The sequence below is a fragment of the Micromonospora sp. II genome, assembly GCF_001709195.1.
Classification (GTDB): domain Bacteria; phylum Actinomycetota; class Actinomycetes; order Mycobacteriales; family Micromonosporaceae; genus Micromonospora; species Micromonospora chalcea.
In genome coordinates this window covers 1-24,822 of record NZ_LYXF01000038.1, presented here as the reverse complement: position 1 = coordinate 24,822, position 24,822 = coordinate 1, and the positions used below count along the sequence as shown (strand labels likewise).

Genomic DNA, 24,822 nt, shown 5'->3' with positions numbered 1-24,822 from the left:
GCTCCCATGGCAGCGTGTCCCGAGCTGACCAGGCCGGCCCCCCACGTGGGGTCCGGTCATGGTCTCTCCGGGGCAACCCCGGGGACGGACTACTCACCTCGGCACCACACCACAGGTGCGTCGGCACGCTCCGCGAGCCTGTGCACCCGCACGACCGGGCATCGTCGGGACGCGCTGCCACCACCGGCCCGATCGTGACCACCATTCACGCCCTCGCCACCGCGCTCGCCGACGCGTTCCTCGCCGGCGACAGCTGGCGCCGCGCCGATCTCATCGACCAGGGTGGGCTCGTCCTCGGAGTACGACGGCGCTGGCTGTGGCCGGTCGCCGACGCGGTGCTGGTCGCCTACCCGCGCCCACCCACCGACCGGCCACGCGAACTGGCCACGTTCCTGAGCAACGTCGACCCACTGCGCGCGGCAGTCGCCACCGCCCGCCAGCACCAGCGACCGATCGCCATCCGCGCCCGACCCGTGACACCGACCCGCACCATCCGCCGCCCCTGGCACACCCCAGTCATAGACACCGTCGATGACCTGGCCGCGATGCTCGACCTGAGCATCGAGCACCTCGACTGGTACGCCGACCGACGCGCCATGAACCGCCGCGCCACCGCCCACCGCCTGCACCATTACCACTACCGGTGGACCGCGGGCGGCCGGCTGATCGAGGCACCGAAGTCCCGGCTGCGCGCCCTGCAACGCCGGCTCCTCACCGAGGTCCTCGGCCCCATCCCGGTCCACCCCGCCGCCCACGGATTCGTCCCCGGCCGCTCCGCGCACACCTTCGCCGGCATCCACACCGCACAGCCGGTCGTCGTCCGGATCGACCTGCTCGCCTTCTTCACCCACATCCCCGCCACCCGCGTCCACGGCCTGTTCCGCACCGCCGGCTACCCCGAATCCGTCGCCCACACCCTCACCGGACTCTGCACCAACCGCACCCCGCACCCAGTCCTGCGCCGCGCACCGACCGAGCTGCCGCACCGAGCGGCCCGGCTCGCCGCGCTCCGCACCGGCCATCTGCCCCAAGGCGCGCCCACCTCACCCGCACTGGCCAACCTGTGCGCCTACCGACTCGACCGACGCCTCACCGGCCTCGCCGACGCCTTCGCCATCACCTACAGCCGGTACGCCGACGACCTCGCCTTCTCCGGCGACCTCACCACCCGCCGCATCGACGACCTGATCGCCGACGTCACCGACATCGCCCGCGACGAGGGCTTCCAAGTCCATCCAGCCAAGACCCGCGTCCGCGGGCGCGCGGACCGGCAACTCCTCGCTGGACTCGTCGTCAACCAACACCCCGCCACACCACGCGACGAATACGACCAGCTCCGCGCCATCCTCCACAACGCCGCCCGCACCGGCCTCGCCGCGCAGAACCGGACCGGCCACCCCGACTTCGCTCAATACCTCATCGGACGAGTTACCTGGATCAGTCATCACCACCCGGCACGCGCAGCCAAACTCGCCGCGCTGCTGGCCCACGCTCTCGCGGCACCGTAAACTGACGCGGCACGGCAACTTCACCGGATCCCGCAAGGACGCGTCGAACCGACCTAACAAGGGCCTGAGCAGGACTTACACCTGTTCTGCTGATCTTCAGCAAGCGAGCACAGCGACGGGCGCGTGCGACCCACCAATGTGAAAACAAAATAGAAACCCGCAGGTGATCCAGCTATGGGTACAGATAGAGCGTCGTCTTAGGAAACCGATGCTCTATCCCCTGAGCTACGAGGGCGCGAGTGCCCAGTCTAGCGGCCTGCCGGTTCACCCGGGGTGGCAGGGAGTGGCCCACGTTCACCCACGTCGTCGCCCTGGTCAGGGCCGACCGATGACCACACCCCGAGCACACGGACCCCGGCAGCGACCCGGCCCGTTGACCCGCCGTGGCATCCGGTGGCACCGGTTGCCCCACGGTGGCATCCGCTCTCGAGCACACACCGCGCACATCATCGAAGGTCCGGAGTCGGGTCTCGGGTCGCCCGCCGATAGACGTTGCTCGGCGCGGACAAGGACGTCGGCGCCGGGGTTGTTGAGGCGCTGGCCGGTTCTGGCGGAGATCGGTTACGGTAACGTCGCTTTGCGTCAATGCAGCCGTCGTGTCCGTACGGGGTTGTGAAGGGACGGGCGTCATGATCGATCCGCAGCGGGTAGACGATGCGAAGCGGGCACTGGGTGCAAGGCTTGCCGCCTGGCGCAACGTGCGTGGGCTGACCCAGTTGGCATTGGCGAGGCGGGTGCCGGTTTCCCGGACCACGATCGCGGGCGTCGAGCGCGGGCAGCAATGCCCGGACCGGATCTTCTGGCAGCGCTGTGAAGCGGCCCTAGCCGCTGGTGGAGAGTTGCTGGCCGACTACGACGACTATCGGCGCCTGAAGCAGCAGCTTGATCAGGAGAAAGTCGAAGCGGCACAACGCATGCGGTGGGGCGAAGTCGAGGACCGCTCACTACCGGCTGGCACTCACGGTGTCCCGGTGACGGATCCGGCACGGGAGTCGTTGCGCGACCTCGCCGCCACGGATCTGACGGCCGGTGGTCCGAACGGCCTGACGGCACCACTCGCGCGGGTCGCCGGTGCCGCGGTGGCAGGTGAGACGGACTTTCACGATGGTGACGCGGTTACGCTTGCGGTCATGTCCGATGGGCAGGCGATGTCATTGCGGGTAAGCCGGAGGGCTCTGCTGGAACTGGCCGCTGGCCTCACCGCCGTGCCGGTTGTCACCACCACAGGCGTTTCTCACCCACGGTCCGTCGACCCTGCCGTTGTCGATCACTTCGCGGAGCTTCGCGCGCTCCTCGTACAAGCGGACGACCTGCTGGGTGGCCTCACCATCCTGTCGACCGTCGAACAGCAGATCGCGCTGATCGCCGCCCTGCGTCGGCAGACACGTGGACAGCTTCGTAACCGGCTTCTCAGCACCGAGGCACGGTGGAGCGAGTTCGCGGGTTGGCTCAGCGACGATCTCGGCGACCGGGCCGCGGGCGACCGCTGGCTGGACCGCGCGGGAAGCATGGCGCAGGAAGCCGACGATCAGGAGTTCTGGGCGTACGTCCTGACCCGTAAGGCACAGCGGATGGTGGGAACCGGGGACGAGGACTGTGTCGTCGGGCTGGCCCGTGCCGCTTCCCGCCTGCCCGACACGCCCCCGCTCCTGCACGCCTTCGCCGCCATCCAGCAGGCGCACGGCAGCGCCATCGCGCAGGACGCCTCCGCTTTCCAGGCCGCGGTCGAGCGTGCCCACACACTCGTGGCGACCGCCAGGCCGCCGAGCGGGGGAAGCAGTGCCCTCGGTTCGTTCTGCACCCGGCCGTACCTTGCGGCGCAGGAGGGCGAGGGATGGCTCCGCCTCAACCAACCGCGTCGGGCCATCGACAGCTTCACCAACGCCGTCAACACGTGGCCCGACCGCTACCGACGCGAACGGGGCGTGTACCTCTCCCGCACGGCGCACGCCTACCTGGCGGCTTCGGAACCAGGCCAGGCCGCCACCGTCGCGGCTGAAGCGTTGACCACGGCTACCACGACGGGCTCGGTTCGGGTCCGCCGAAACGTCACCACCCTGGCCCGGCGACTCGAACCCTTCTCCAGCCAGCCGGAAGTGCGACAGCTCCTCGACCAGCTGGCCACCAGCGGATGAGTCACCAACTACCCGATCAGGTCCGTACGCCGCATGTCGCCTTCGTCGGCCGCGCCAACATCGACATCACCGTGCGGATCCCCCAACGGCCCGTCGCTGGCCGGACGACGTTCGCCTCGTCACCCGCGACGACCACACCGGGCGGCAAGAGCCTCAACCAGGCTTTGGCCGCACGACAAGCGGGCGTCCGCGCCAGCCTGATCACCAACGTCGGCGACGACGAATGGGGCGCCTCCCTGAGCCGAGCCCTCACCAACGCGGCCATCGACATGTCCTTCCTTCAAGTCGTGCCATCGGCTCCGACCGGTACCGCGATCATCGAGATCACCCCCGACGGCGAGAACTACATCGTCCTCGCACACTCCACAGAGACTGAGCTCGCCAGCGAGCATGTGCGCAACGCACTTCAGCAGCTACGAGCTCCGATCGTGGTAACCCAGCTCGATCTCCAGCCCGATGCCGTTGACGCCGTCTTCCGGCATCACCACGCAGAGACGCTCATCGGCAACCTCGTGCCACATCCCTCGCTCGGTCTGACCGCCCTGGCCCCACTCGACCTGTTCGTTTCGAACGAGGCCGAAGCGGCAGCGATACTGGGCCGCCACCATGCCAATCCGTCGATCGCAGCGCAGGAACTCCGCAAGCTGGGCCCACGAGCGGTGGTGGTGACCGCTGGCGCTCGCGGCGCCGCCTACAGCGATGCCGACCACACCGCACTCGTCCCCGCATCACACGTCAAGGCCATCAACACCAGCGGGGCCGGTGACGCCTTCCTCGGCACCCTCGCCGCACGACTCGCTCACAACGTGCCGCTACCCCACGCAGTCGCCAAAGGCGTCGCCGCCGCAACAACCTTCGTGCAGGTCGACAGACGCTAGGCGACTAGGTCGGGACGACGGTGACATCGCTGGCCTTCATGGTTGCCAGACGCCCGCACTGATCCGAGTCTCCACAAGATCGCGAGGGACGATCGGTTCGAACTCGAGTGCGTATCCGACAAGGCCTCTGGCAGCGGCATGCCTGGCACACCGACTGCGGTCAGCAGAACGGCCAGCCTCCCAGGGTCCTGCTCGAAGAGGATGTCGCTGAAGGCATCGAGGCTTCCGCTCGGGTTGCGTGACAGAGCAGCTGCGAGAACTCGTAGACGAAGCCGGCAAAGTCGACGAGCGACGCTCCGTCGATTACGAGCACAGGGGTTTACAACGATGCCGCAAGGGGTCTCGCCGGCAAGAGGGCCTCCAAGGCAGGATAATGCAGCGCTGCGCGCGGCCACGACTACAACGGACAGACGGAATGGACTTTCCCCAGCAGCCGTGTCGCCAATGGCCGCCGCCGCGAGATGGTCAGCCCTGCCTACTTTCTATACCCGGCGGTGACTGCTCCTGCTCTACCCTTGGGAAGAATTGGTGCCATTCAAGTCCAACATCTGCCCGAATGCGTTAAGAGCCGAGCGGCTAGTCACATCATTAGCAGGCGCTCGCATTCGCCATTCGGATACTTGATCAGCAGGCTTCGGCCATCGCCGCGCTTTAGGACATCTTGCACTAGATCATATACTTGAATTGCGCGGTTGATGGTGTCCGTTCTGGTATCTCCCGACTTCCGGACGGCACTATCGAGCGCCAACATTGACCTTTGAGTAAAATTGACGGTTACACGGGTTAGCGGCCCGCTGCTCCCACTCGCACCTCCAGACGCAACTGCCGGAGGGGTGATGCCGCCATCGGACTCACGCCGTTTCGGAACGCCGCCATTGCCCGCTTCAACAGACCCCTTCGCTGGCATATATATCCCCTTCTCCCATGCCCGGTACTCTTTATCGCTGCTGACAGTTCCCAGGAAAATTTAAGACACTTCGCGTTACCAATGGGCGCCCGTCAACAGACTCACGGGTTCAGGGCTGCTAGTCAACCGTCCCTCCAAGCTGGAACATCGCACACCATGTGCGACGGGTCTTGCGATGCACGTTGAGACCATGACAATGGGCCTAGGAGTCTCGTCCTACGACCCATGTCGGTCAGTCTTTATGCACAGCGACCGCACCCGATCCAACACGCAGGAAGGAAGTGAAGCTTGTTCGCTTGCACGATTGGGGTTATGCAGTGAACCAGGGGCGTTGCCCGTCCCAGCAGATTGACCAAGAGCTCAACCTGGCCGATCACACTGACCCCATCGAGTCCGAACCGTCGGACAAGGCACGCGTCTGGGCGCATCACCGAACAGAAAGATCAACGGAAGGGAATTTCTTCGCAACCTGGTGGCGATTCGCCATTGAGATAAAGTTTCTGCCTTCGAAGCGAACGGCTCGACACGCCCTAACCCTATCCGGGCTACTGGTAGCCGCAATCGCCGCAGCGGTTACATGGGTTGCCGCTTCGGTGAATGAAATTCCCGACGCCATTTCCGTGCCTACACCGATACTGGTCCCGTTGATCCTTCTAGCAGTTAGGGCAATCGTGACGAAAGGTCGGCGATAACTGGCCCGACTGCACACTTCGGACGCCAAGGCCAGGATCGACCGAAGCGGTTCAACCATCACGCACCAGCACTTTACTTGGGGCCGGACGATGTGTCCGGCCCCGCCAGCGCTTCACGACCATTGGGCACTAGCCCCCTCTGTGAGGAGTCTGCTGTGTCTTGAACTTGCAAGCGCCGCGCGACTGGGCGCATCGACCTCTGTTGGCGGTACCGCAGATGGTGGTACGGGTTCGACCGGGCGTGGCCACTGCTCGCCTGGCGGCACGGGGGCACGGCCGAAGATGGCTTCCGCGGCTGCTTGGGCGAGGACGGCCTGGGTTGTGGCGGGTATCCCGATCCGGTTCCAGTGGAAGATCACGTGCTCTGCGATCACGGCGCGTAGCCCACGGGTGAGTTTTCCTGTGTCGCGTAGGTGGCGGAGGGCTGTGCCGGCGTTCTCGAAGGCGGTCTGCCAGTCGCTGGTGGTGCGGGTGGTGCCGAGTTGCAGGTGACGGACCTTGCCGGTGAAGGCTTCCCAGGTGGCGGGGTCGGCGGCGGGGGGCCAGGTGCGGTGTTCCAGGCGGTGTCGGGCGACTCGCGCCCATACGTCGCCTTGTTCGTTGAGGTCGAGTCCGGTGGCGCGCATGAGTGCCGTGCACAGGATGAGGGAGCGTTCCCGTCGGTCTGCCGGCTGATGGTGAAGGTAGGTGAGGAGGTGGCGGCTGTCGTGGTGGAACAGGGTGTGTGCGGTGTCCATCGCGTCGGGGCCGCCGAAGGCGTGGATCTCGGGTTCGTAGATGTCGCTGGTCCAGGCGCGCGTTCCGGTGAGCAGGTCGTGTACCGGGCCGGGGTCGGTGTCGGGCGTGGTGGGCAGGTAGCGGATGCGCCACGGTCCTTTGCGGATGAACCACCAGGAGGTGATGAGGCCGGCGGTCTCGGCGGCGGGTAGGACGCGGTGGAGGTGGGGTATCGCGTGTTGTTCGCGTTCGTGGCGGCTCTGGCCAGGGTAGGTGATGTTCACCTGTTGCCAGGGGGTCTCCTTCATGGCGGGCCTTTCGTCAGCTGAGTAGGAGGCAGGCGTCCCACGAGGTTGAGGTTGTGGAGGCTGCGGCCAGGGCGTGACCGGCTGTGCCGTCAAGTAGTCCGGTGGGTTCGTCCGCGGCGGGGGTGGCGTGCAGGTGGAGGCGGGTCAGTGGGGCGAGGGGTGTCGGGGTGAGTGCGTCGGCGGCGATGCGCCGGCCGGTGGCGAGGAGGCCGGCGGTGCCGTGGCAGAGGCTGCGGTCGGTGAGACGGCGGATCTGTGCGGGGTCGTTCACGCAGGTGGTGAACGCCGTCTCGGCGAGGAGCTGCCGGGCGGTGTCGTGCAGGGCGAGGGCGGCCAGTTGTTGGGCGCGGGCGATTCCGGGGGTGCCGTAGCACCAGGAGGGGCGTAGTGGGTGTTGTTGTGCGGGTGCGCCGTGGTGCAGGTCGTCGAGGGTGAGGGTCTGCGGCCACCAGATGGTGTCGGCGGTGTGCTGCTGCCAGGTGTCCAGCCATCGGCATATCCGCAGGATCGCCTCGGTGTGTCCGTCGACGGTGATGCCGGCGCGGTGGGTGAGGGCGAGTAGCGCGAGTGGGCCGGTGATGCCGTGGGCGATCCCGTGGTTGGCGTGGCCTCCTGGTGGTGGTGGCTGGTGTCGGTCGGGTCCGTTCGCGCACCACCAGCCGGGGAGGTCGTTGACCGGTTCGGTGAGCCGGACCAGGTAGGTGAGTACCTGGCGGAGCAGGTCGTGGTCGCCGAGGCGGTGCAGGGCGACGCCGAGGCCGGTCAGGCCGCGGATGAGGTCGTACTCGGCGTAGTGGGGCCGCTGGTGGGAGTCGATGCGGCGGTGGGCGGCGTGCAGCCGTCGGCGGGTGACCGTGGCGGTCCCGGTGGCGGCGATCGATCGTGCTCGGGTGAGGCCGGGTTGGTTGGGGGTGGCGAGGACGAAGGCGAGTGCGGGTGCGCCGTAGAAGAGGCTGGCGCCTGCGGCGATGCTGACGCCGTTGGCGGTGGCGGCCCGCAGTGCCGCGTGGGCGGCGGGCCGGTTGCCGGTTTCCAGGTGTAGAAGGGCGACGCCGGCCGCCCCTTCGGCGAGGGACTGTGCTGCGGTCACGGCGTCGCCTGGCGGGTGCGGGCGACGGCGCGGGCCAGGCGGAGGCAGTGCCGTTCGGAGGCGGGGTCGACGCCGATCATGCGGGCGTGGTGCAGGTGCAGAATGTCGGTCAGTACCTGGTCGAGGTCGAGGTTGTCGGCGTGGGCCAGTGTCCGGTAGGTGGCCAGTGCCTTGTCCAGGTCGTCGTCGCGGTAGGGGGTGCGGGCGAGGTCGAGCTGGACGGGTTCGAGTCGGGGGCCGCGGTGGTGGGGGACGTGTTCGGCGAGCCAACGCGGCCCGTCGCCGGTGAAGGCGTCCGCGATGGCGATCATCGTGGCGGCGGTGCTGGCCTGGCGGTCGCCGGTCAGCCGCTGCAGGGTGGCGCGGGAGTCAGCGGCGAAGACCGCTTCGGCGGCGGTGAGGGTGGGGCCGGTGCCGTGGCGGGTCTCGGGCCGGTAGGTGCGCAGGCTGTAGTCGTGCAGGACGCGTTTGTGCTCCAGTTGTTGCGCCCATTCGGCGAGGCATGCGGCGGTGGCAGCGAAGGTGGTGTCCTGGAGTGGGATGCGTAGCCGCAGGTGGGGCTCGGGGTCCGGGTACCGGAGGAACCACCAGCCCGCCGCCGGGAGGTTGCCGGTCCGGTGGGCGAGGTCGGTGAGGATGTCGTCGGCCCGGCCGTACAGGCGGGCCTCCAACCACGGTGACTGGCCGGGCCGATGCTGTTGTGCGGTCACGGCCCGCGCTGGTCGGCTCGGGTGGGTGGCCGGACGGGTGTGCGCGAGGGTGAGGAGGAGTTCGGCGGGTCGGCCGCCGATCCAGCCGGCCGGGCCGGGAGCCTCGGTGAGGGTGGTGCGGGCGTGCCGGTCGACGTGCCGGCGCAGCACTGCCAGGTGGGTGTTGTCGTTCAGGTCCAGACGTACCTGCACGTCGTCGGCGCCGACCAGGACCTCGTCCGGGAGCCGGTGCTGTTCACGGTATCGCTGCCAGGCGTCGCGCCAGTGGGACCATGCCAGGGTGCGGGCGGGGAGCGCGGTCCGGTCGATGGTCCAGCGGGCGGGGTGCACGATGCTGCGTCCGCGTCGCAGGCGTGGCAGGAACGGCAGGCTACGCGCGTGCCCCCAGTCGAATCGGCTGCACGGAGCCGTCCACGCCGTCCAGATCTCGGTCAGGAACCGCATCAGGGGCTGCTGGAGGTCGGGTAGCAGCACGCTGTTGAGCAGCAGCGGCTCGACCGGTCGCCCGGAGGTCCGCGACACCAGCCACAGCCGCTGGCCGTCGCCGGTCACCGCGAGGTCCGCGAGCGTCCACGGCGGGTCCGGGTGGAAGTCGCCGACGGGCAGGACGGGCAGCACCGCAGGTGTCCGGGCGACCGCGGCCAAGCGGGCATCCAGCGGCGGGCCGGACAGTTGCACCGTGTCCGCGCCGGGCAGGGCGGTCGGCAGGTTCCGGTAGACGTGCTGGAACGACGCCAGCTCGGCGGGAGAAAGCAGGTGCAGGAACCGGCCGGCGGCGACCCCGGCGTGGCGGGCTCCGCTGACCACCGTCAACGTGAACGCGCCTCGGTCCAGGTCCTGTGGGGTCGCGGCGGCGAGGGTGAACCGTAGTTCGGTGTGTGGGATCGGCGGCCGGTCGTCATCTCCTCGTAGGCGGCCTGTCAGCTCGTCGTCGAGGATCACCTCCGTACAGTCGTTCAGCGCCGACTGCTGGGCGAGCTGCGCGAGGAGCCGGTCGCGGGCGGTGAACACCGCAGGTACACGCCGGGTGGAACCCCGGTATCCGGCGGGAAAGCCCAGAACGTTCAGGACGTCGCGTAACGGCACGGCCGCGCCCGGGCCCCACCGCTGAATGAACGCGCCGTGGTATTCCGCCCATCCCGGCAGGGGCGCTGCCACCGCCACCAGCGTCGACGCGGCACGGGCCGCCTCGTGGAGCACCGCCGGTGGCAGCGTCACCGAGGCGTCGACACGCAGGTCGACCGCGACCCGGTCGCCGGGATCGGGCATCGGGACGTGACGGGCCAGGTGGGAGGCCGGGTCGGTGACAGTCGTCGCCGGCCGCAGCGCCGACAGCAGGACACCCGCCTGGACGAGCGACGCCAACATCCGTTCGGCCGCCCCGGTAGCGGCGGGCAGCGGCCCGGCGACCCGGGCGGCGAGGTCACCGAACATGACCGGGGAACGCGCCGCGCGGATCGCCGCCCGCACCGGCCTGGTCAGACGGATCTCTATGTCCCACCTGCGGTCGCCGTCGCCGCGCAGGCAGGGCAGCACCCACACCTCGCCGCGCTGGTACCCCACCGAGTTCGTCACCACCGCGACGTCGCGCAGCGCCGCCAGGTCCTGCTCGGCGCGCCCGGTGTGCTCGGCGACGAACGTCCCGTCAGGGCGGGTCACCACCTGATGCGCCTCGCCCCACCGAACCGATGCGCGGGCGCCGAACTCGACCGGAGCCACCCCGGCGAAGGTGCCGAACGGTGTCGCCCGGGTGGTCCACCTCAGCAGGTACCGGACCGTCGAGTCGACCATGCGCCCGAACCGGCGGTCGGTGGTCGGCGCACTGGCCACGGTCCGGGTGATCTGTTCGGCCAACTGGGGTGTGGCAGCGGCGACGGCGGTGGCGAATCCCGGCAGCGCCCACACTGCGGCCAGCCACTGCCGCCACTGCTCGGGCTGATCCGTCGTCAGGTCGGGCCACGCGGGCAGGGTCAGACCGCTGGGGTAGGCGGCAACTCTGATCAGCGCCGCACCGGCCGTGGGGAACATGAACGCACCCTCGAAGACGGGGGCCCGGCGCTGGAGACGCCGGGCCCGGGGTGGATCGTCAGGGACGGTTACTTGCTGCCGCCGGAACAGGCGTTCGAGCCCGTGTTGCCCGAGCCGCAGCCGTCGTCGGTGCTGGTGGCGTACCCGCTGGCAGCGGGGCCGGCGTCCACCAGGGTGATGTCCAGGTCGAACTCCTCGAGTTCCATGGTCTCCACTCGCGTGTTCCTTCCTATGCGGAGGTGAAGGTGAGGACGAGGCGACTGTGTCGCTTGTCCAGCACCGTCCCGGCCGGCAGGGCGCCGTCGGGAGTACCTGCGGGTAGGACGTGCAGCACCGGAGAGGGCTCGCCAGCGTCCACCCACGCGCGCATGTGCCCGGCCATCCGTCCCGCCGCCGCGGCGGCGTCGGGCCCGTGAGCGCAGGCGCCGAGGTCGAACGTGTCGTCGGTCCAGCGCAGCGTCGACCGGTAGGAGAACGTCCCCTCGTGCAGGGCGGCGGGCGTACCGAACCGCCAGGCAGGGGCGACGATGCCGGCGTCGACGGCCTCCTGCTGCGCCGAGAGCACCACGAACTGGTCGACCTCATCGGCGAGGCGGGCCGCCAGCCACAGGTCCAGGTCGGCCAGGACGCTACGAGGCGGCAGGCCCACCCCTGCCCATGCCTGCTCCTGCGGCTGCGACAGCAGCCCACCGACCGATTCCGGGTCGACCTGCTGGCCCTCATCCAGCCGCAGGTGGACACCGGCGGCGATGTCGACATACCGCATCTCGTGGGCTCCGGTGCCCCGCATCGCCACGAACCCGCAGAGGCGCTGGCTGTGGCTGACCAGCCGGTCACCGACCCGGCGCAGCGCCCACGACCGGGTCATCCCGAACGTCCGTAGCGGCACCACCAGCACGCCGTCCTCGGCGAGCTGCGCGATCCACGCCGCGGGGATGTCCCACGCCCCGGCCGTCACGATGATCAGGTCGTAGCAGCGCCCCAGGTCGATCGGCTGCTCCGCGTCCGCGCACACCACGCTGACATCGCCGTAACCTGCCACCGCCAGACACGCCACCGCCCGCTCGGTCACCTCCGGGTCGATGTCCACGGTCGTGACCGAACCCGACGGCCCGACCAGCTCGCGCAGCAGCGACGCGTTGTAGCCGCCCGATCCGATCTCCAGCACGTGCCGGCCGTGCAGGCCACCGGTGAGGGCGTCAGCCGCCTGCCCGAGCATCTCCGCGATCAGCCACGGCGCGGACACCGAACTGACGGTCTCATCACCGAGCCGCTTGGTGACGACCGCGGTGTCGCTGCGGTACGCCTCCTCCATCGGGACACCCGGCGTGTACAGCTCGCGGGGAACCACCCGCAGTGCCGCCTCGACCTCGGGCCGCATCGTCAGCCCCTTGGCCGCATGGTCAGCGACCAGCTGGTCGACCATCGCGTCACGGAGGTCGTCGCTGCTCATCGTGTCGACGCTCATGTGCGCGTCACTCTCCTGTTCGTCAGGACCGCCGCCGTTGCGGACGGCCCGCACTTTCCGTTATCCGCCAAGGACGAACACGGCCTCAGACGCCCGAGGACTGTTCCCCTGCTGGGCAGGACGCAGGCCGAACTCACCGGGTGCCCAACCGGCAAGGCGACGCAAGGCGGCCCGGGTTCGATCAAGCCGCAGTCAACGTGAGGTCCGAGCCGTCCCGGCCACCAGCGGTCCCGGATTCCTCGGCAGCGGCGAGAAACTGCGGTACAGGGTCACACGGATCAACTCCCCTCGGGTTGGGCGGTGCCGGGGACCCCTGAGCGGCGGGCGCCGAGCGGTCATGTCCACCACTCAACGCCGGTCTGACCGTGTCGAACACCCTCGACACGGGATTTCGACACGGTCAGACCGGCCCCAGCGCCTCTCGGGGGCCGACTACGACAGGCGGGCGGACAGCCTGTGGAGTTCGTCGAGGATCACGTTCCAGCGGAAGGGCTGATCGTCGTGAGCTGGTCGCAGCGCCTCGGTGGCGGTGAGGCGTACGCCGTGGTCGGCGAGGAGCCGCAGGTGGGCGTCGAACGCGGGGTGGCGGGCGAGGGTGGGTTTGACGTACGGGGAGACGATGATCGGCATGCCTGCGCCGAGAGCTTCGTTGAGGATGCCGAGGGCCAGACTGTCGTTGATGCCGGTGGCCCACTTGTTGATGGTGTTGAACGTCGCCGGAACGACCGCGACGGCATCGGCGCGTGGCAGGACGCTCGGTTCGTCAGGATGCCGCTGCCGGTAGCTGACGGGCCTGCCCGTAACGGCGGCCAGCCGATCGTTGGGAAGCCAGGTGTGCGCGGTTTCGGTCGCGATGACGTACACATCCCAGCCGTCGCGCCGCACCGCCTCGACCAGCTCGACGATGCGGCGGGCCGGTGGCGCGGCACAGACCACCAGGTAGAGCAGACGGGCATTCGCGGATCCGGACGTCACGCGGCGATTCCGGCGCGTTCGGCGAGTGCCCGCAGGCCGGGGGTGACGGCGCGCCGCTCACGGGTGAGCAGGTCGCCGATCAGATGGCGCGTCCGGCCGTGCACGTGCACCGTCTGCGGCGCGATGCGTTCGGCTTCGAGCAGGTGCAGCACGGCTGCGGGATCGTTGCCGGGCGAGCAGGCGTAGGCGGCGGCGAGGTCGAGGTGGACCCGGGCGCGGCGGCTCACCAGGGCCGCCGGCAGCGACGAGGTGTCGAGCTGTTCTCCAAGGTGGATCGCCAGCTGAGGCTGGTCCGTTCGGGCGGCGATGCTGATGCGGTGGATCATCACGTTCGTCGGACCGAACCCGGTCCACAGGTCGTTACGATCGGCGCCGAGCCGCCGGGCCAGGGCGTTCGCGTCGTCGAGGTGCCGCTCGACAGCGGCGGGCTGGGCCTGCCGGGCGGCGATCAGCGCCGCGAGCAGAGTCAACGCCCCGTGGGCCGACAGGACACGCGGACCCGTCGACGCGGAGTCCCTCGTGTCCGTCACACCATCGAGAGCGGCCAGCACCACCTCCTCGGCATCGCCGACGCGGTCCGGCATCGCCAGCAGCGCAGTACCCACCGAGAACGCCGCCGCAGCGACGAGCGCAACATCCTCGGCCTGCTCGGCGGCGACACGAGCGGCACGGTCCGCCGCCACCCAGGCAAGGCTGGGATCGCCGAGTTTCACGGTGAGTTTGGCGGCGGCGAGATTCGCCGCCGCCAGCGACCCGACGGCCAGGGCGCGCTGCGTGCCGGTGCAGGTCCGGGTCAACAGGTTCGCCTGCTCGAACGTGTCGGGCAACGCCCGGACCGCCTCGGCATAGTTGCCACGCTGGTAAAGGCTATGGAGATGGGCCACCCGCTGACGGACCTCCGAAAGCGTGAGAGGCTCGACCGGCTGTTTCGGTGCGGCAGGTGCGAGCAGGTGCCGGCGCAGCTCGGCCAGCAGTCGCGACCTGGCATCGTGGTCGGCTTCCTCGCCACGGCCTGCTACCGCGTTGACGACTGAGACCTGCCCGGTTCGTGTGGTGCGGCCCGCCTCCGGGCGCTCGCCGTGGAACCGGTCCGGCGGGCGTCGATTGTCGCCGACTTCGCCGTACCTTTCGCCTGTGGCCTCGCCGGCTGCCATCACCGCCTCGGGTACCGCTCCCCACCGCGCCCGCTGTGCCGCCTCGGCCTGCTGTGCCTGGAACCGGGACTGGAGGTGTCGGTAGGCGTCGTAGGCGGCGAGTAGCTCGCCCTGGGCGTCCAGCAGGGTGTCGCACTGCAGCCAGAAGATCCGGTCCACGACCTGCCGGCCCCGCTCGACCATTCCCAGGGTGCTGCGCGTCGTGTGCACCTGGCGTGCGAGGGCTTCCTGAATGAGTCCCCTCGACCTACGCAGGGCGGCGAGCTTACGGCCGAGATCGTCCCTGGCCTGTTGAAGATCCTGGCGATCAATCATGGGCTCGCCTTTCCGTTCGCATCGACCTGCGTCGAGCCGACTGTTGCGGCGCCCCGACGCACGGCGATTCGACGTTAGCGGATCGCACGCGACCTGGGCGTGGAGCTGGTGCGAATGGCGTGCTGGCCTGGCAGAGAGGGCGCCTGTGTCGAAAACCGGGGGAGCGGGGTTGGCACCTCGAACGTCAGCCACGATCACGGCGGAACACACTTCAGCCATCCCCACTCCCGGCCCAACGGGCACGGCAACCTCAGCCTGCCGCCGTCACCGACAGACACCCCGGACACGATGTGCGAGTTCGGTGGGCATCGGCCCTCTTCGACGAGCGCGGAAGAGCGTGCGGTGATGCCCATAAAGGGCGCGCGGCGCCAGCCCTGCCGCAAGGGCTTTCGGCGGTTCAGTAGCCCCACCGGTGCCGGACGCGGGTTTCGCGTACCGGGATTTCGGGGTGGGGACTTCGGGTTCGTCGCCTACGCCGACACCGACACCGCCCAGGACGTCCTGGTCCGCGTTGTCGGTGGCGACACCGACCCGGGAGCCCAGACCGCCCCCCTCGCACGCGCCCGCGAGTTGTGGTGGCTCTCCCGCGCCGTACGGGCCAAGTACACCGCCATCTCCCGCGCCGTGCCGCTGCTGCTCGCCGGGTACGCCGGCGCCGCCACCACCGCAGCCCTGGCGATCTGGGCCCGGTGACCACGATGACCGCGACCACCACCCTCGTCGTGCAGGACCCCGTCGACGCCTACGAACTGTTCGCCCACGCCCGCACCGTGCTCAGGCTGCCCCTGGACGGCCGATGGCACCTGGTCGACCACGGCCGCGTCCACATGCTGCAAACCCTGCCCGGACAGGGCGCACCGGCCCTGGCCAGCGTGCACCTCCCCGTCGACGGCAGCCGGCACCCCGGCGAGCCCCACGCCGGCATCCCCGGCGGCTACGCCCTGCTCGCCTTCACCACCGACGGCGGCGACACCAACAGGACCCAGCGCCGGCACCGCGACCTCGCCGGCCAGGCTAGTGCGTGGCTGACCCACCGACGGCTTCGCTGGACCTGGTCACACGCCGACGGGCCCTTCACGACCAACCACGCCGATCTTGCGACCAGGGGCCAAATAGTTGATCTTTTTGGGGGTCTGCGCGGTCCCTGATCGCTGCCACGGTGGTTGACCGCTGTGAGTCGATCTCCTCTGAGCATCGGCGAGCTGGTCGAGCACTGGACCCTTGTCCCTGCTGAGCTGGACCTGGTTGCGTCCAAGCATGGCGAGATACGGCCGGGTTCGCGCTGTTGCGGAGGTTCTACGACCGGTACGGCCGCTTCCCGCGAGGTTGGGCAGATCTGCGCCCGGAGGCGATGGACTTCGCCTCTCGCCAGGTCAAGGCGGAGCCGGGTTACTTGGCGTTCTACGGAGACCAGGGCCAGCGGATCCATCACACCCCCAATCGGCTAGATCAACCCGACAACGCACCCAGAATCCAATCCACGGATTCAGGCTAAGGTCCGGTCCGGCAGCGGAACAGGGGCGCAGGACCTGCGGCAGGGTGGGGCGAGCGCCCCACCCTGCCGTTGAACTCAGCCGATCTGCAGGGTCACGTCGTCCAGCACGAAGCTGGTCTGCAGGTAGGCGTCCTCGGTGCCGGTGAAGGTCAGCGTGACCGTCTGGCCGGCGTACGCGCCGAGGTTGACGGTGCGCTGCGTGTAGCCCGTGGCAGCGTTCATGTTGGACAGCGACGCCACGGTGGTGCCGTTGGCCTTGATCGTGAACACGTCGTAGGCGAGCGCCCCGTACTCGTTCGTGTCGATGTGCAGCCAGTAGGTCAGTACCGCACTGGTGCAGCCCGACGGGATGGTGACGGTCTGGCTGATGGCCTCGGTCGCGGTGTAGCCGTATCCGCCGAGCCACGCGTACCGGGTGCCGCTGCGCGGCACCTGCCCGATAGAGGTGCCGATCGCGCCGGTGGAGCCGGTCCACGGCGAGGTGCCGCTTTCGAACCCGCCGTTGAGGATCAGCTGGGCGGCGGTGCAGCCGCCCGGTCCGCCGGTCACGGTCAGCGTGTACGTGGTGCTGTGCGACACCGACCCCGTACCGGTGATGGTGATGGTGTAGGTGCCGCCGGCCACCGACGAGCCGACCGCGATGGTGGCGGTCGACGAGCTGCCGGAGGTGACCGACGACGGGCTGAACGAGACCGTTACGCCCGTGGGGGCGCCGCTGGCGGTCAGGGTCACCGTCTGGGCGCTGCCCGAGGTGGTGGCGGTGCCGACGGTGGTCGTGGTGCTGGACCCCGCGTTCACGGTGCCCGACGAGGGGCTGGCCGAGATCGAGAAGTCGTTGGTCGGCGTCGAGGTGCCGACCGCCCGGTTCCACAGCGTGTAGGCGATGCCGTCGGCAGCCCGGTTCAGCGCGGTGGCGTCGATGTTGCTGAGGGTGTCGCACGAGGAGTGGTAGCAGGAGTCGTAGGACTGACCGGCCGTGCCGCCCCACTTCGACGCCTGGGCCGACGTCTTGGTGGCGCTGGCGCCCATCGCGTAACCGGAGGTCGGGATGCCCGCGTTCTGGAACGAGTAGTCGTCGGAACGGCCCTGGCCCTCGACGTTCTCCTCCGGCTGCAGGCTGAGGGAGTCCCAGTACGCCTTCATCGGCTGCGACGCGGTCGAGGTGATGTTGTTGATGAAGTAGCCGCCGTTCTTCGACGCGATCATGTCGAAGTTGTAGTAGGCCTTGATCGCCGTTCGCTGGGTACTGGTCAGCGAGTTGACGTAGAACTTGGAGCCGTTGAGGCCCTGTTCCTCGTCGGTCCACCAGCCGAAGCGGACCTTGTTCAGCATGGTCGGGTTCTGCGCGGCCAGCGCGAGGGCGACCTCGAGCAGCGCCGCCGAGCCGGAGCCGTTGTCGTTGATGCCCGGACCGACCGAGACGCCGTCCAGGTGGGCGCCGAACATGTAGACGTTGCTCGCGTTACCGCCCGGCCACTCGGCGATCAGGTTCGGGCCTGCACCGCTGGTGCAGCCGGAGGTGCAGGGCTGCTCGGTGACGGTGAAGCCGGCGGCCTGCAGCTTGCCCTTGACGTACGCCACCGACTGCAGGTAGCCCTGGCCGGTCGAGCGGCGGGTGCCGCCGTTGTTGGTGGCGATGGTGCTGAGCTGTGTCAGGTGCGCCTGCACGTTGGCGACGTCGATGTCCGGCGCGGTGCCACCGGGGGTGCCGCCGTTGACCGTGAGCGTGTACTGCGCGGTGTGGGTGATCGAACCGGTGCCGGTCACGGTGATGGTGTACGTGCCCGCAGCCGCACTGGAGGTGGTCGCCACCGTCATCGTGGAGCTGTTGCCCGACGTCACCGACGTCGGGCTGAACGACACGGTGACCCCCGACGGGGCACCCGAGGAGGTCAGCGACACGGTCTGCGCGCTGCCGGAGACGGTCGCGGTGTTGACCGTCGCGGTGACCGAGGAGCCCGCGTTGACGCTGCCCGAGGTGGGGCTGACCGAGACGGAGAAGTCGGTGCTGGAACCGGTGCAGGTCGGGTCGCCGGTCTGGGCCGGGACCGCGACCGCGTTCCACGCGTCCTTGGTCCGGTTGAACAGGACGCACGAGGAGTCCAGGTTCTTCGCGGCGGTCAGGGTCGCGGTGCGGTACTTCTTGTGGGTCATGCCGGAGGTCTTCAGCAGCATGCCGCCGTAGAAGATCTTTCCGGCGGACTGGATGCCCACGCCGGTGACCGACGACGGGCCGCCCGAGCAGATGGGGCTGTTCGGCTTGCCGCCGCCCGGCGCGCTGCCCTCGGCGAGCAGGTAGAACCAGTGGTTGAGCGGACCTGCGGCCGCGTGTACCTCCGTGTTCGGGATCGACGAGGAGTAGCAGTTCGGGTGGCCGCCGACCAGCGAGGGGTTGTACATGTTGCGGATCGGGCCGTCGCCGACGAGGTCGATCTCCTCACCGACCAGGTAGTCGGGTTCGTCGTAGGCGCTGGACTGGTTGGCGTATGCCTCGGTCAGGGCGCCGAAGATGTCGCCGGTGGCTTCGCCGAGGCCGGCTTCGGAGCTGGTGCCGCCGGGGGTGTTCTGGTCCATGCCGTGGCCGAACTCGTGACCCACCACATCCATCGAGGAGATCCAGTTGCCTGCCGAGTTCTTGCCGATCGTGATCGTCGAGCCGTCCCAGTAGGCGTTCTGCTCGTTCAGGCCGACCTTGATCGGCCAGCTGCCGCCGTTGCCGTTGTGCCCGTTGCGGCCCAGCCAGGCCGACAGCATGTCCCATTCCTTCTGCGCCGAGTACAGTGCGTCGACGCAGCCGGTCTCCTTGCTTGTGCCCACTCCGTTGCCCCAGCTGTCGTCGGCGCCGGAGAAGACGGTGCTGGTGCTGTAGTCCTGGCAGTTCAGGCCGGTGCGCGTGGTGTCGCGCAGGTAGTACGTGCTGCCCGACTGCGACGTGGTGATCGACAGTGGGCTGGGCCCGTTCCACTTGCCGGTGCCGGAACCGGCCGCGGCGTCCTCCTGCTTGGCCAGCACCTGGCCGTTGCGCGCGTCCACGAAGACATGCAGGTGGCTGGGCGCCGAGGCGGTGCGCCCGGCGACGACGACCTCCCACGCGAGTCGCGCGGTGCTGTCCTTGACGTGCACCACGAGGGTGCGCGACTCGACCTGGTCGACCTTGGTGAGCAGGCCCTTGGCGGTCTGCTCGGCGCGGTCGGCGGCGACCGTCGGCACGACGGAGACGTTGATCTTCGTCTTGGTGGCGGCCGAGATCGCCCGGATGGCGCCCCGGCCGTCGGCGAGTACGGCGGCGTCGCCGCCGACCACCGGCAGGCCCCGGTAGGTGCGCTCGTAGGCAATGGAGAACAGGCCGTCCACCCACGGGATCACCATGCGACGGTCGTACTGCTCGAAGGGGCCTTTCGCCAGCGCGTCGTGACCGCCGTCGGCAGCGCGGTCGGCTGCAGAGATCGCCAGCGACAGCGGGCTCTGCGCAACCGTGGGTGTAGGGGGCGGGGTGGCTGCGGTCGACTGGGTGGCCACCCCGGTCACGGTGCCCAGGGTAAGCGCAACCGCGACAGCGGCCGCCATGGCAGTTCTTCGATACATCGCAATCCTCCCGCCGAGATGGGTTGAGGGGTGTGGCAGCAGGGCCCGTGTTGATGGGATCTCCGGCAACCGGTGACAGCTCGGCTTTGGCGATGACACTAGGAACGGCGGAGGCTGGCCGAAATCAGGGCAACCCCTTGCTCTGGTGCGCGAAGGACCGTCGGGCGCACTATGATCCGGTGCCAGATTCTGCGACGGCAGTGAATGCGCATCAGGGGGCCACCGGCACCATGCTGCCGGTGGTACCGGGCGTCGTGCGCGGCGCCCGTCGGGTGGTGCTGTTCGGTCCGCCCGGGATCGGCAAGACCGCTGCGGCCGGTGTACTCGGGCAGCAGCTGGGCATGCCTGTCCTAAGGCTGGCTCCGAGCCCACAGGACGCCCAGGTCCCCTACACCGGACTGCTCGAACTCGCACTGGCCCTCCAACCGCTGCCGGCCGCGCGGGAACTCGCGACCGGAATCGACAAGGCCGTCGGAGTGCCGGGCTCTGCCGATCCCGCCGGGACCGCTCTACGGCTGCGCCGGTTGACCGCCACCCTGCTGCTGGACACCCCGCCTCTGACACTGGTGGTGGACAACGCCCAGTGGCTGGATACGGCCAGCGCGGCCGTCTTGCGTTGGGCACTGCGCCTGGCTCCCGACCTTCCCGTCATAGCCGCAGAGCGAATCTGGCGCCCGGGGAGCGAAGGCCACTGGTGCGGCGAGGACCCCTGTGCGGTACGCATCCCGGCGCTGACACCCGATCAGGTCGCAACCCTGCTGTCGCCGTACCGGCTAACCCCCTACGAGGTCACGCAGACCCACATCCGCAGCGGAGGGAACCCGGCCCTAGCCCTCGCATTCGCCGGGGCCCGCAGCCGCGCCACCGACCTGCCGGCCGCTCAGGGTCTCGTAGACGACCTGGTCCTGCCGCCGGCCGCCCGCCGACTGGTGAACGAATGGCTGGGCACTGTGTCGGCCGAAGTTCAGGAACTGTTGACGGTCGCCGCACTCGACGACCGGCCCGACCGCGAACTGCTGAGCCGCCTCGCCGGCCCGCCCGCCGAAAACCTTCTCGCAGAGGCCGAGGCAGCCGGACTGATCAACATCGGGCAGGTCGACGGGAAGATCCGGTTCGCCGCCGCCGCGATCGGTGCCGAACTCGCGGCCCGACCGCCGGTCGCCACACGCAGGCTCCTGCACGCCCGCCTGGCCGAAGCCAGCCGCGACAGCATCCGCCGCGACCGTCACACCACGCTGGCGGCCGACACCAACGACCCGCAGTCGGCCGACTGCGCCGACCGCGCCGCCGCCCGCGCCCGGCTGCGCGGAGAACCCGCACTAGCGGCCGAGCTCTCCCTGCTCGCCGCCGAACGTACCCCGGAGACCGACGCCGACCTGCTCACCGAACGGGCGCTGACCGCCGTACGCGACGCCGCCCACAACGGCGACCTGCCCCGCGGCCAGGCTGCCGTCCGCCTCGTCCTGAACCACGACAGCAGCCCCGCCAACCGCGTCAACGCCCTCATCGCCCTGATCGACTCAGGCGGACAGCACCTGTACAACGGCGACAAGCTGTTCGCCGACGCACTTCACGAAGCGGCCGGACATCCGGACCTGACCGCGCAGATCCTCGTCCGCCAGGCGATCTGGGCCAACGTCAACGGCGATCCCGACCGGGCGTGCGCCCAGGCTGCCCGGGCCGCCAGCCTCGCCCGGAGCGCTGGCGACACCGCCACCACCGCCATGGCCCTCACGATGCAGGCCCGCATCCAACGCATCCTCGGCCGCCCCCAAGCCGAGACCACGCTCGGCCACGCCCTGTCCCTGCCACGCAGCACTCACATCCCCGTCAACGCCAGGCCCGAACAGCTCTCCGCCCGGCACGCCATCTTCGACGACCGTCTGGACGAAGCCCGCAGCGCACTGCTGCCTCTGCTCGTCGAAGCCGAGCGGACCGGAGACGCCGAAGCCACCGTGGATGTCCTGCGCAGCCTCGCCGAAGTCGAGATCCGCGCCGGACGGTGCGGACTGGCCCTCGACTACGCCGGCCGCGCCCTGTCGCTTACCGACAGAGCCGCCTTGGACCCCGCACCAACGTGCTACACCTCCGCCCTGGTCGAGGGCACCGCCTCGTGCACCGACTCCGCCCTCGCTCACGCACGCCGCGGGGCGGACACCTCCCGCCGGGAGGACAACAAAGTCTTCCTCTCCCGAAACCTCTTCGTCCTCGGACATCTTCTCCTGGTCACCGGGCGTCCGAAAGAAGCCCTGGAGGCGCTGGAAGAGGTCCGTACGCTTGAGAAGCGCCAGCAGGTCCGCGACCCGTCCGTCCTGCGCTGGCACGCCGACCTCGCCCAAGCCCTCATCTCCCTCGGCTACCTCGACCAAGCCCGCAAACTGCTGACCGATACCCGTCGCACCGCGACTGATCTAGATAGAAGCTGCGTCCTCCCCGTGCTCGACCGCTCCCAGGCACTCCTGGAAGCCACCCTGGGCAACTACGATGCGGCCGCCGACCTCCTCACCGCAGCAGCCGACCACCTCCGCCACCTGCCCATCGAACACGGTCGAACCCTCCTGGCCCTCAGCCACACCGAACGACGCGGACGCCGACGCGCCAGCGCCCGCACCGCGGCGCAGAGCGCCGCCGACCTCTTCAGCACGCACCAGGCACACCCCTGGATCGAAGCCGCCACCCGCACCCTCCACCAACTGGAGCCCGTCCCCGCGCACAGCAGTACGCTCCCCTGCCTCACCTCCGCCGAACAGCGCTGCGTCGAGCTCGCCGCCAGCGGAGCGACCAACCGCGACATCGCCACCGCCCTCACCATCAGTGTCAAAACAGTCGAAGCAAACCTCACCCGCGTCTACCGGAAGCTCGGCATCCACTCACGCGTCCAACTCGCGCACCTTGCAGCCCTGACGGCAGCGCCGGCAGAAGCCCTGCAGCCCGGCCTGGCGCATCAGCCTGGCAACGCGTTTGCGCCCACTTCCGACTCCGGTGCCCAGGCGTAACTCGGCGTGCGGCGTAAAGGAGCGGGTTGGGCGAGGATCGCACGTGCTTCCCCGGACAGCATCCTCGCTACGTCAAGTCGCAAAATGCCGTGACGAGGATTTAGAATCGAGAAAGTTGACACAAAAAGCAACAGAGGCGGCCGGTTTGCTACTGTAACCGCCAGCAACGGAGCGCAGCAGCTATCCAATGCGACCAACAAACAGAGGTAATGAACGGCTGAATCGCAGGCAGTCGGCCTACCGACATGCATAGATGACGGTCTTAGGAAACCGATGCTCTATCCCCTGAGCTACGAGGGCGCGAGGGCACAGTCTAGCGACCTGGGGTTCACCTGGGGTGGCAGGGAGTGGCCCCCGTTCACCCACGTTCCCCGGACCGCCGTTCTCCCAGCCCAGGAGCACACCTGAGCACACGAACCCCGGTTTGCGGCCGGCGGTCGGCCATGGTGACCCTCGTTGGCACCGGTCCACCCCGGTCGGCATCCGCTGGAGGAGTCTCCAGGTGACTCTGGTTGATCTTGGCGGGCAGGATGAAGTGGCCGGCGTCGACTGTCTGGGGCGTCACGCTGACACGCCGCACCGGCCCTCCACGATCCTTGCCACACCTTGGCGACGGTCAGCGAAGAACCATGCGTCAGGTGTCGAGGCCTGCGAGGTTGAGGCGTTCGAGCAAACTGGGCTTGCGGGCATGCGCCGCCCGGAGCTCGGCCAGCCGGTGCTGGAACGACGAACTGTCCCCGTCGCGTTCGCTGAGTTCGCGCAGGTCGATGAGGAGTTGCACGGCGGTGTCGTACTCGCGGGGTTTCTTGGTGGCGATGAGCTCGTCGACTCGCTGCCAGGCGGCGGGTTGGTCGACTGCGAGGGTGTCGAGGTGCCGTTGCCGGGCTGCTGCGGCGGACCGTTCGCGGCGGATCCGGTCGCGTTCGCGTTGCTCAGCGTCCCGTCGTTCCCGTTCGGCGCGCAACCCCGCGGCGGTGGAGAGCAGTTCCCCGGCGGTACGGGCGGCTGCCGGGGTGGGCGTATCAGTGCGGTGTGCGTCGCGGTAGCGGCGCAGCAGTCGGTTGCGCAGGTGGCTGTCGCCGCCGGTGATCAGGTCGGTCAGGATGGCGTCCTTGTCCCGAGCGGGCAGCCCGACGACCCAGGTGCGTAGTTGCGCAGCGGTCGGTTCGCCGGAGGTGGCCGGCGGCGGTCCGGCCGCCGCGGCCGCGATCAGGTCGGGGTCGATGCGTAGGAACTCGGCGACGGCGGTGAGGGACGCGTCGAGGGTCCCCAGCCGGGCGGGGACGGGCGGTTCAGGCTCGTCGTCGGCGATCTCGGCGGACTGTACGCAGCGCAGCCAGGCCAGGTACAGCAGGCGCAGGTCGCCGGCGGCGAGGCGGGCCCGGACCGGGATGACGGAGGCGAGGAGGCCGTGGCCGTCGAGGTCCCACTCGTCGGTGCCGTCCTCGTCCTCGTCGTGCAGGTCGATGATGACGTGCTTGCCGGTGGTCCACGCGGATGCGCTGTCCCCTTGGCAGTACTGGGAGACGGTGGCGGGGTCGAGCACGTGTTTCGGTAGCCGCAGCATGAGCTGGCGGGTGCCCCAGTTCGTCAGGTACAGGTGCGCGTCGAAGTACCGCTCCATCAGCGTGCGCGGGTCGCCCTTGAAGTCGCCCCACTCGTAGGTGTTGACGAAGCTGGTGGCGGTGATGTCGGCCCGGGTCGACAGCGACCGAAGCTCGGCCCGCTCCCGGCCGGTGAGGGGCCGGTCGACGGCGGTGAACTCGTAGTACTGGTACTCGCTCACCGTGGCCTACCGTCCGGCCCAGTGCCGGTAGGCGTCGATCCACGCGGCGCCGTCCGGCGCGGGGGTGAGCAACGG

15 protein-coding genes and 1 pseudogene are annotated in these 24,822 nt (G+C 69.3%); 6 read left to right on the top strand and 10 right to left on the bottom strand.

Annotation, left to right across the window (positions count from 1 at the left end):
• Positions 1–194: 194 nt before the first annotated feature.
• The 3 genes from A8711_RS21195 to A8711_RS21185 all read left to right on the top strand — a co-directional run bounded on the left by A8711_RS21195 (position 195) and on the right by A8711_RS21185 (position 4,521).
• The gene (locus A8711_RS21195; protein WP_046569686.1) at positions 195–1,508 is read left to right on the top strand and encodes a reverse transcriptase family protein; all 1,314 of its coding nucleotides are present in this window, start codon (positions 195–197) and stop codon (positions 1,506–1,508) included.
• 629 nt (positions 1,509–2,137) lie between these two features.
• A complete protein-coding gene (locus tag A8711_RS32945) occupies positions 2,138–3,643 on the top strand; it encodes a helix-turn-helix transcriptional regulator (RefSeq protein ID WP_046569661.1) in 1,506 nt (501 codons plus the stop codon).
• Positions 3,640–4,521, top strand: coding sequence for a PfkB family carbohydrate kinase (locus A8711_RS21185; protein WP_051611164.1), 882 nt, complete (start codon positions 3,640–3,642; stop codon positions 4,519–4,521). Before A8711_RS32945 ends, A8711_RS21185 begins: the two co-directional genes overlap by 4 nt.
• Positions 4,522–6,233: 1,712 nt before the next feature.
• Here the strand turns inward: A8711_RS21185 and A8711_RS21180 are convergent.
• The 7 genes from A8711_RS21180 to A8711_RS21155 all read right to left on the bottom strand — a co-directional run bounded on the left by A8711_RS21180 (position 6,234) and on the right by A8711_RS21155 (position 14,885).
• Positions 6,234–7,145, bottom strand: coding sequence for a thiopeptide-type bacteriocin biosynthesis protein (locus tag A8711_RS21180; protein ID WP_069089169.1), 912 nt, complete (start codon positions 7,143–7,145; stop codon positions 6,234–6,236).
• Positions 7,146–7,158: 13 nt separating this feature from the next.
• Complete coding sequence (locus A8711_RS21175; RefSeq protein ID WP_043325490.1) at positions 7,159–8,235, bottom strand: lanthionine synthetase C family protein; 1,077 nt, start codon at positions 8,233–8,235, stop codon at positions 7,159–7,161.
• Entirely contained in the window at positions 8,232–10,973 is a 2,742-nt protein-coding gene (locus A8711_RS21170) for a lantibiotic dehydratase (RefSeq protein WP_064448554.1), read from the bottom strand. Before A8711_RS21170 ends, A8711_RS21175 begins: the two co-directional genes overlap by 4 nt.
• Positions 10,974–11,041: 68 nt before the next feature.
• Positions 11,042–11,179, bottom strand: a complete 138-nt coding sequence (locus A8711_RS31625) for an FxLD family lanthipeptide (RefSeq protein ID WP_082159628.1) — start codon at positions 11,177–11,179, stop codon at positions 11,042–11,044.
• Between the two features lie 23 nt (positions 11,180–11,202).
• Positions 11,203–12,441 (bottom strand): methyltransferase, FxLD system, encoded by a 1,239-nt coding sequence (gene fxlM / locus A8711_RS21165; RefSeq protein WP_043330488.1) that lies wholly within the window; start codon positions 12,439–12,441, stop codon positions 11,203–11,205.
• Positions 12,442–12,873: 432 nt separating this feature from the next.
• Positions 12,874–13,416, bottom strand: a complete 543-nt coding sequence (locus A8711_RS21160) for a flavoprotein (RefSeq protein ID WP_046569670.1) — start codon at positions 13,414–13,416, stop codon at positions 12,874–12,876.
• The gene (locus A8711_RS21155) at positions 13,413–14,885 is read right to left on the bottom strand and encodes a helix-turn-helix transcriptional regulator (protein ID WP_051611166.1); all 1,473 of its coding nucleotides are present in this window, start codon (positions 14,883–14,885) and stop codon (positions 13,413–13,415) included. The genes A8711_RS21160 and A8711_RS21155 overlap by 4 nt, the downstream gene beginning before the upstream one ends.
• Positions 14,886–15,230: 345 nt before the next feature.
• Here A8711_RS21155 and A8711_RS21150 point away from each other — a divergent pair, with 345 nt between their 5' ends.
• On the top strand, positions 15,231–15,578 hold the full coding sequence (locus tag A8711_RS21150) for a hypothetical protein (protein ID WP_091113588.1): 348 nt from the start codon (positions 15,231–15,233) through the stop codon (positions 15,576–15,578).
• A gap of 5 nt (positions 15,579–15,583) precedes the next feature.
• Positions 15,584–16,033 (top strand): hypothetical protein, encoded by a 450-nt coding sequence (locus tag A8711_RS21145; protein ID WP_124778772.1) that lies wholly within the window; start codon positions 15,584–15,586, stop codon positions 16,031–16,033.
• A 422-nt stretch (positions 16,034–16,455) separates the two neighbouring features.
• Here A8711_RS21145 and A8711_RS33215 read toward each other — a convergent pair whose 3' ends face one another.
• Positions 16,456–19,908 (bottom strand): M28 family peptidase, encoded by a 3,453-nt coding sequence (locus A8711_RS33215; protein ID WP_369830122.1) that lies wholly within the window; start codon positions 19,906–19,908, stop codon positions 16,456–16,458.
• A 110-nt stretch (positions 19,909–20,018) separates the two neighbouring features.
• Between A8711_RS33215 and A8711_RS21135 the strand changes: the two are divergent.
• Positions 20,019–22,850: pseudogene (locus tag A8711_RS21135) on the top strand (LuxR C-terminal-related transcriptional regulator); the annotation flags it as partial.
• Here the strand turns inward: A8711_RS21135 and A8711_RS33210 are convergent.
• Positions 22,836–22,955 carry an IS3 family transposase gene (locus A8711_RS33210; protein WP_223201434.1) on the bottom strand — a complete coding sequence of 40 codons (120 nt, stop codon included), beginning with the start codon at positions 22,953–22,955 and terminating at the stop codon, positions 22,836–22,838. The pseudogene A8711_RS21135 and the gene A8711_RS33210 overlap by 15 nt on opposite strands.
• Before the next feature lie 640 nt (positions 22,956–23,595).
• Entirely contained in the window at positions 23,596–24,747 is a 1,152-nt protein-coding gene (locus tag A8711_RS21130; protein ID WP_069087865.1) for a hypothetical protein, read from the bottom strand.
• Positions 24,748–24,822 lie beyond the last annotated feature (75 nt).

Coding starts and splice junctions, on each gene's coding strand:
- A8711_RS32945 (WP_046569661.1), top strand. CDS start 2,138: ATGATCGATCCGCAGCGGGTAGACGATGCGAAGCGGGCACTGGGTGCA.
- A8711_RS21185 (WP_051611164.1), top strand. CDS start 3,640: ATGAGTCACCAACTACCCGATCAGGTCCGTACGCCGCATGTCGCCTTC.
- A8711_RS21180 (WP_069089169.1), bottom strand. CDS start 7,145: ATGAAGGAGACCCCCTGGCAACAGGTGAACATCACCTACCCTGGCCAG.
- A8711_RS21170 (WP_064448554.1), bottom strand. CDS start 10,973: ATGTTCCCCACGGCCGGTGCGGCGCTGATCAGAGTTGCCGCCTACCCC.
- A8711_RS31625 (WP_082159628.1), bottom strand. CDS start 11,179: ATGGAACTCGAGGAGTTCGACCTGGACATCACCCTGGTGGACGCCGGC.
- fxlM (WP_043330488.1), bottom strand. CDS start 12,441: ATGAGCGTCGACACGATGAGCAGCGACGACCTCCGTGACGCGATGGTC.
- A8711_RS21155 (WP_051611166.1), bottom strand. CDS start 14,885: ATGATTGATCGCCAGGATCTTCAACAGGCCAGGGACGATCTCGGCCGT.
- A8711_RS21150 (WP_091113588.1), top strand. CDS start 15,231: ATGCCCATAAAGGGCGCGCGGCGCCAGCCCTGCCGCAAGGGCTTTCGG.
- A8711_RS21145 (WP_124778772.1), top strand. CDS start 15,584: ATGACCGCGACCACCACCCTCGTCGTGCAGGACCCCGTCGACGCCTAC.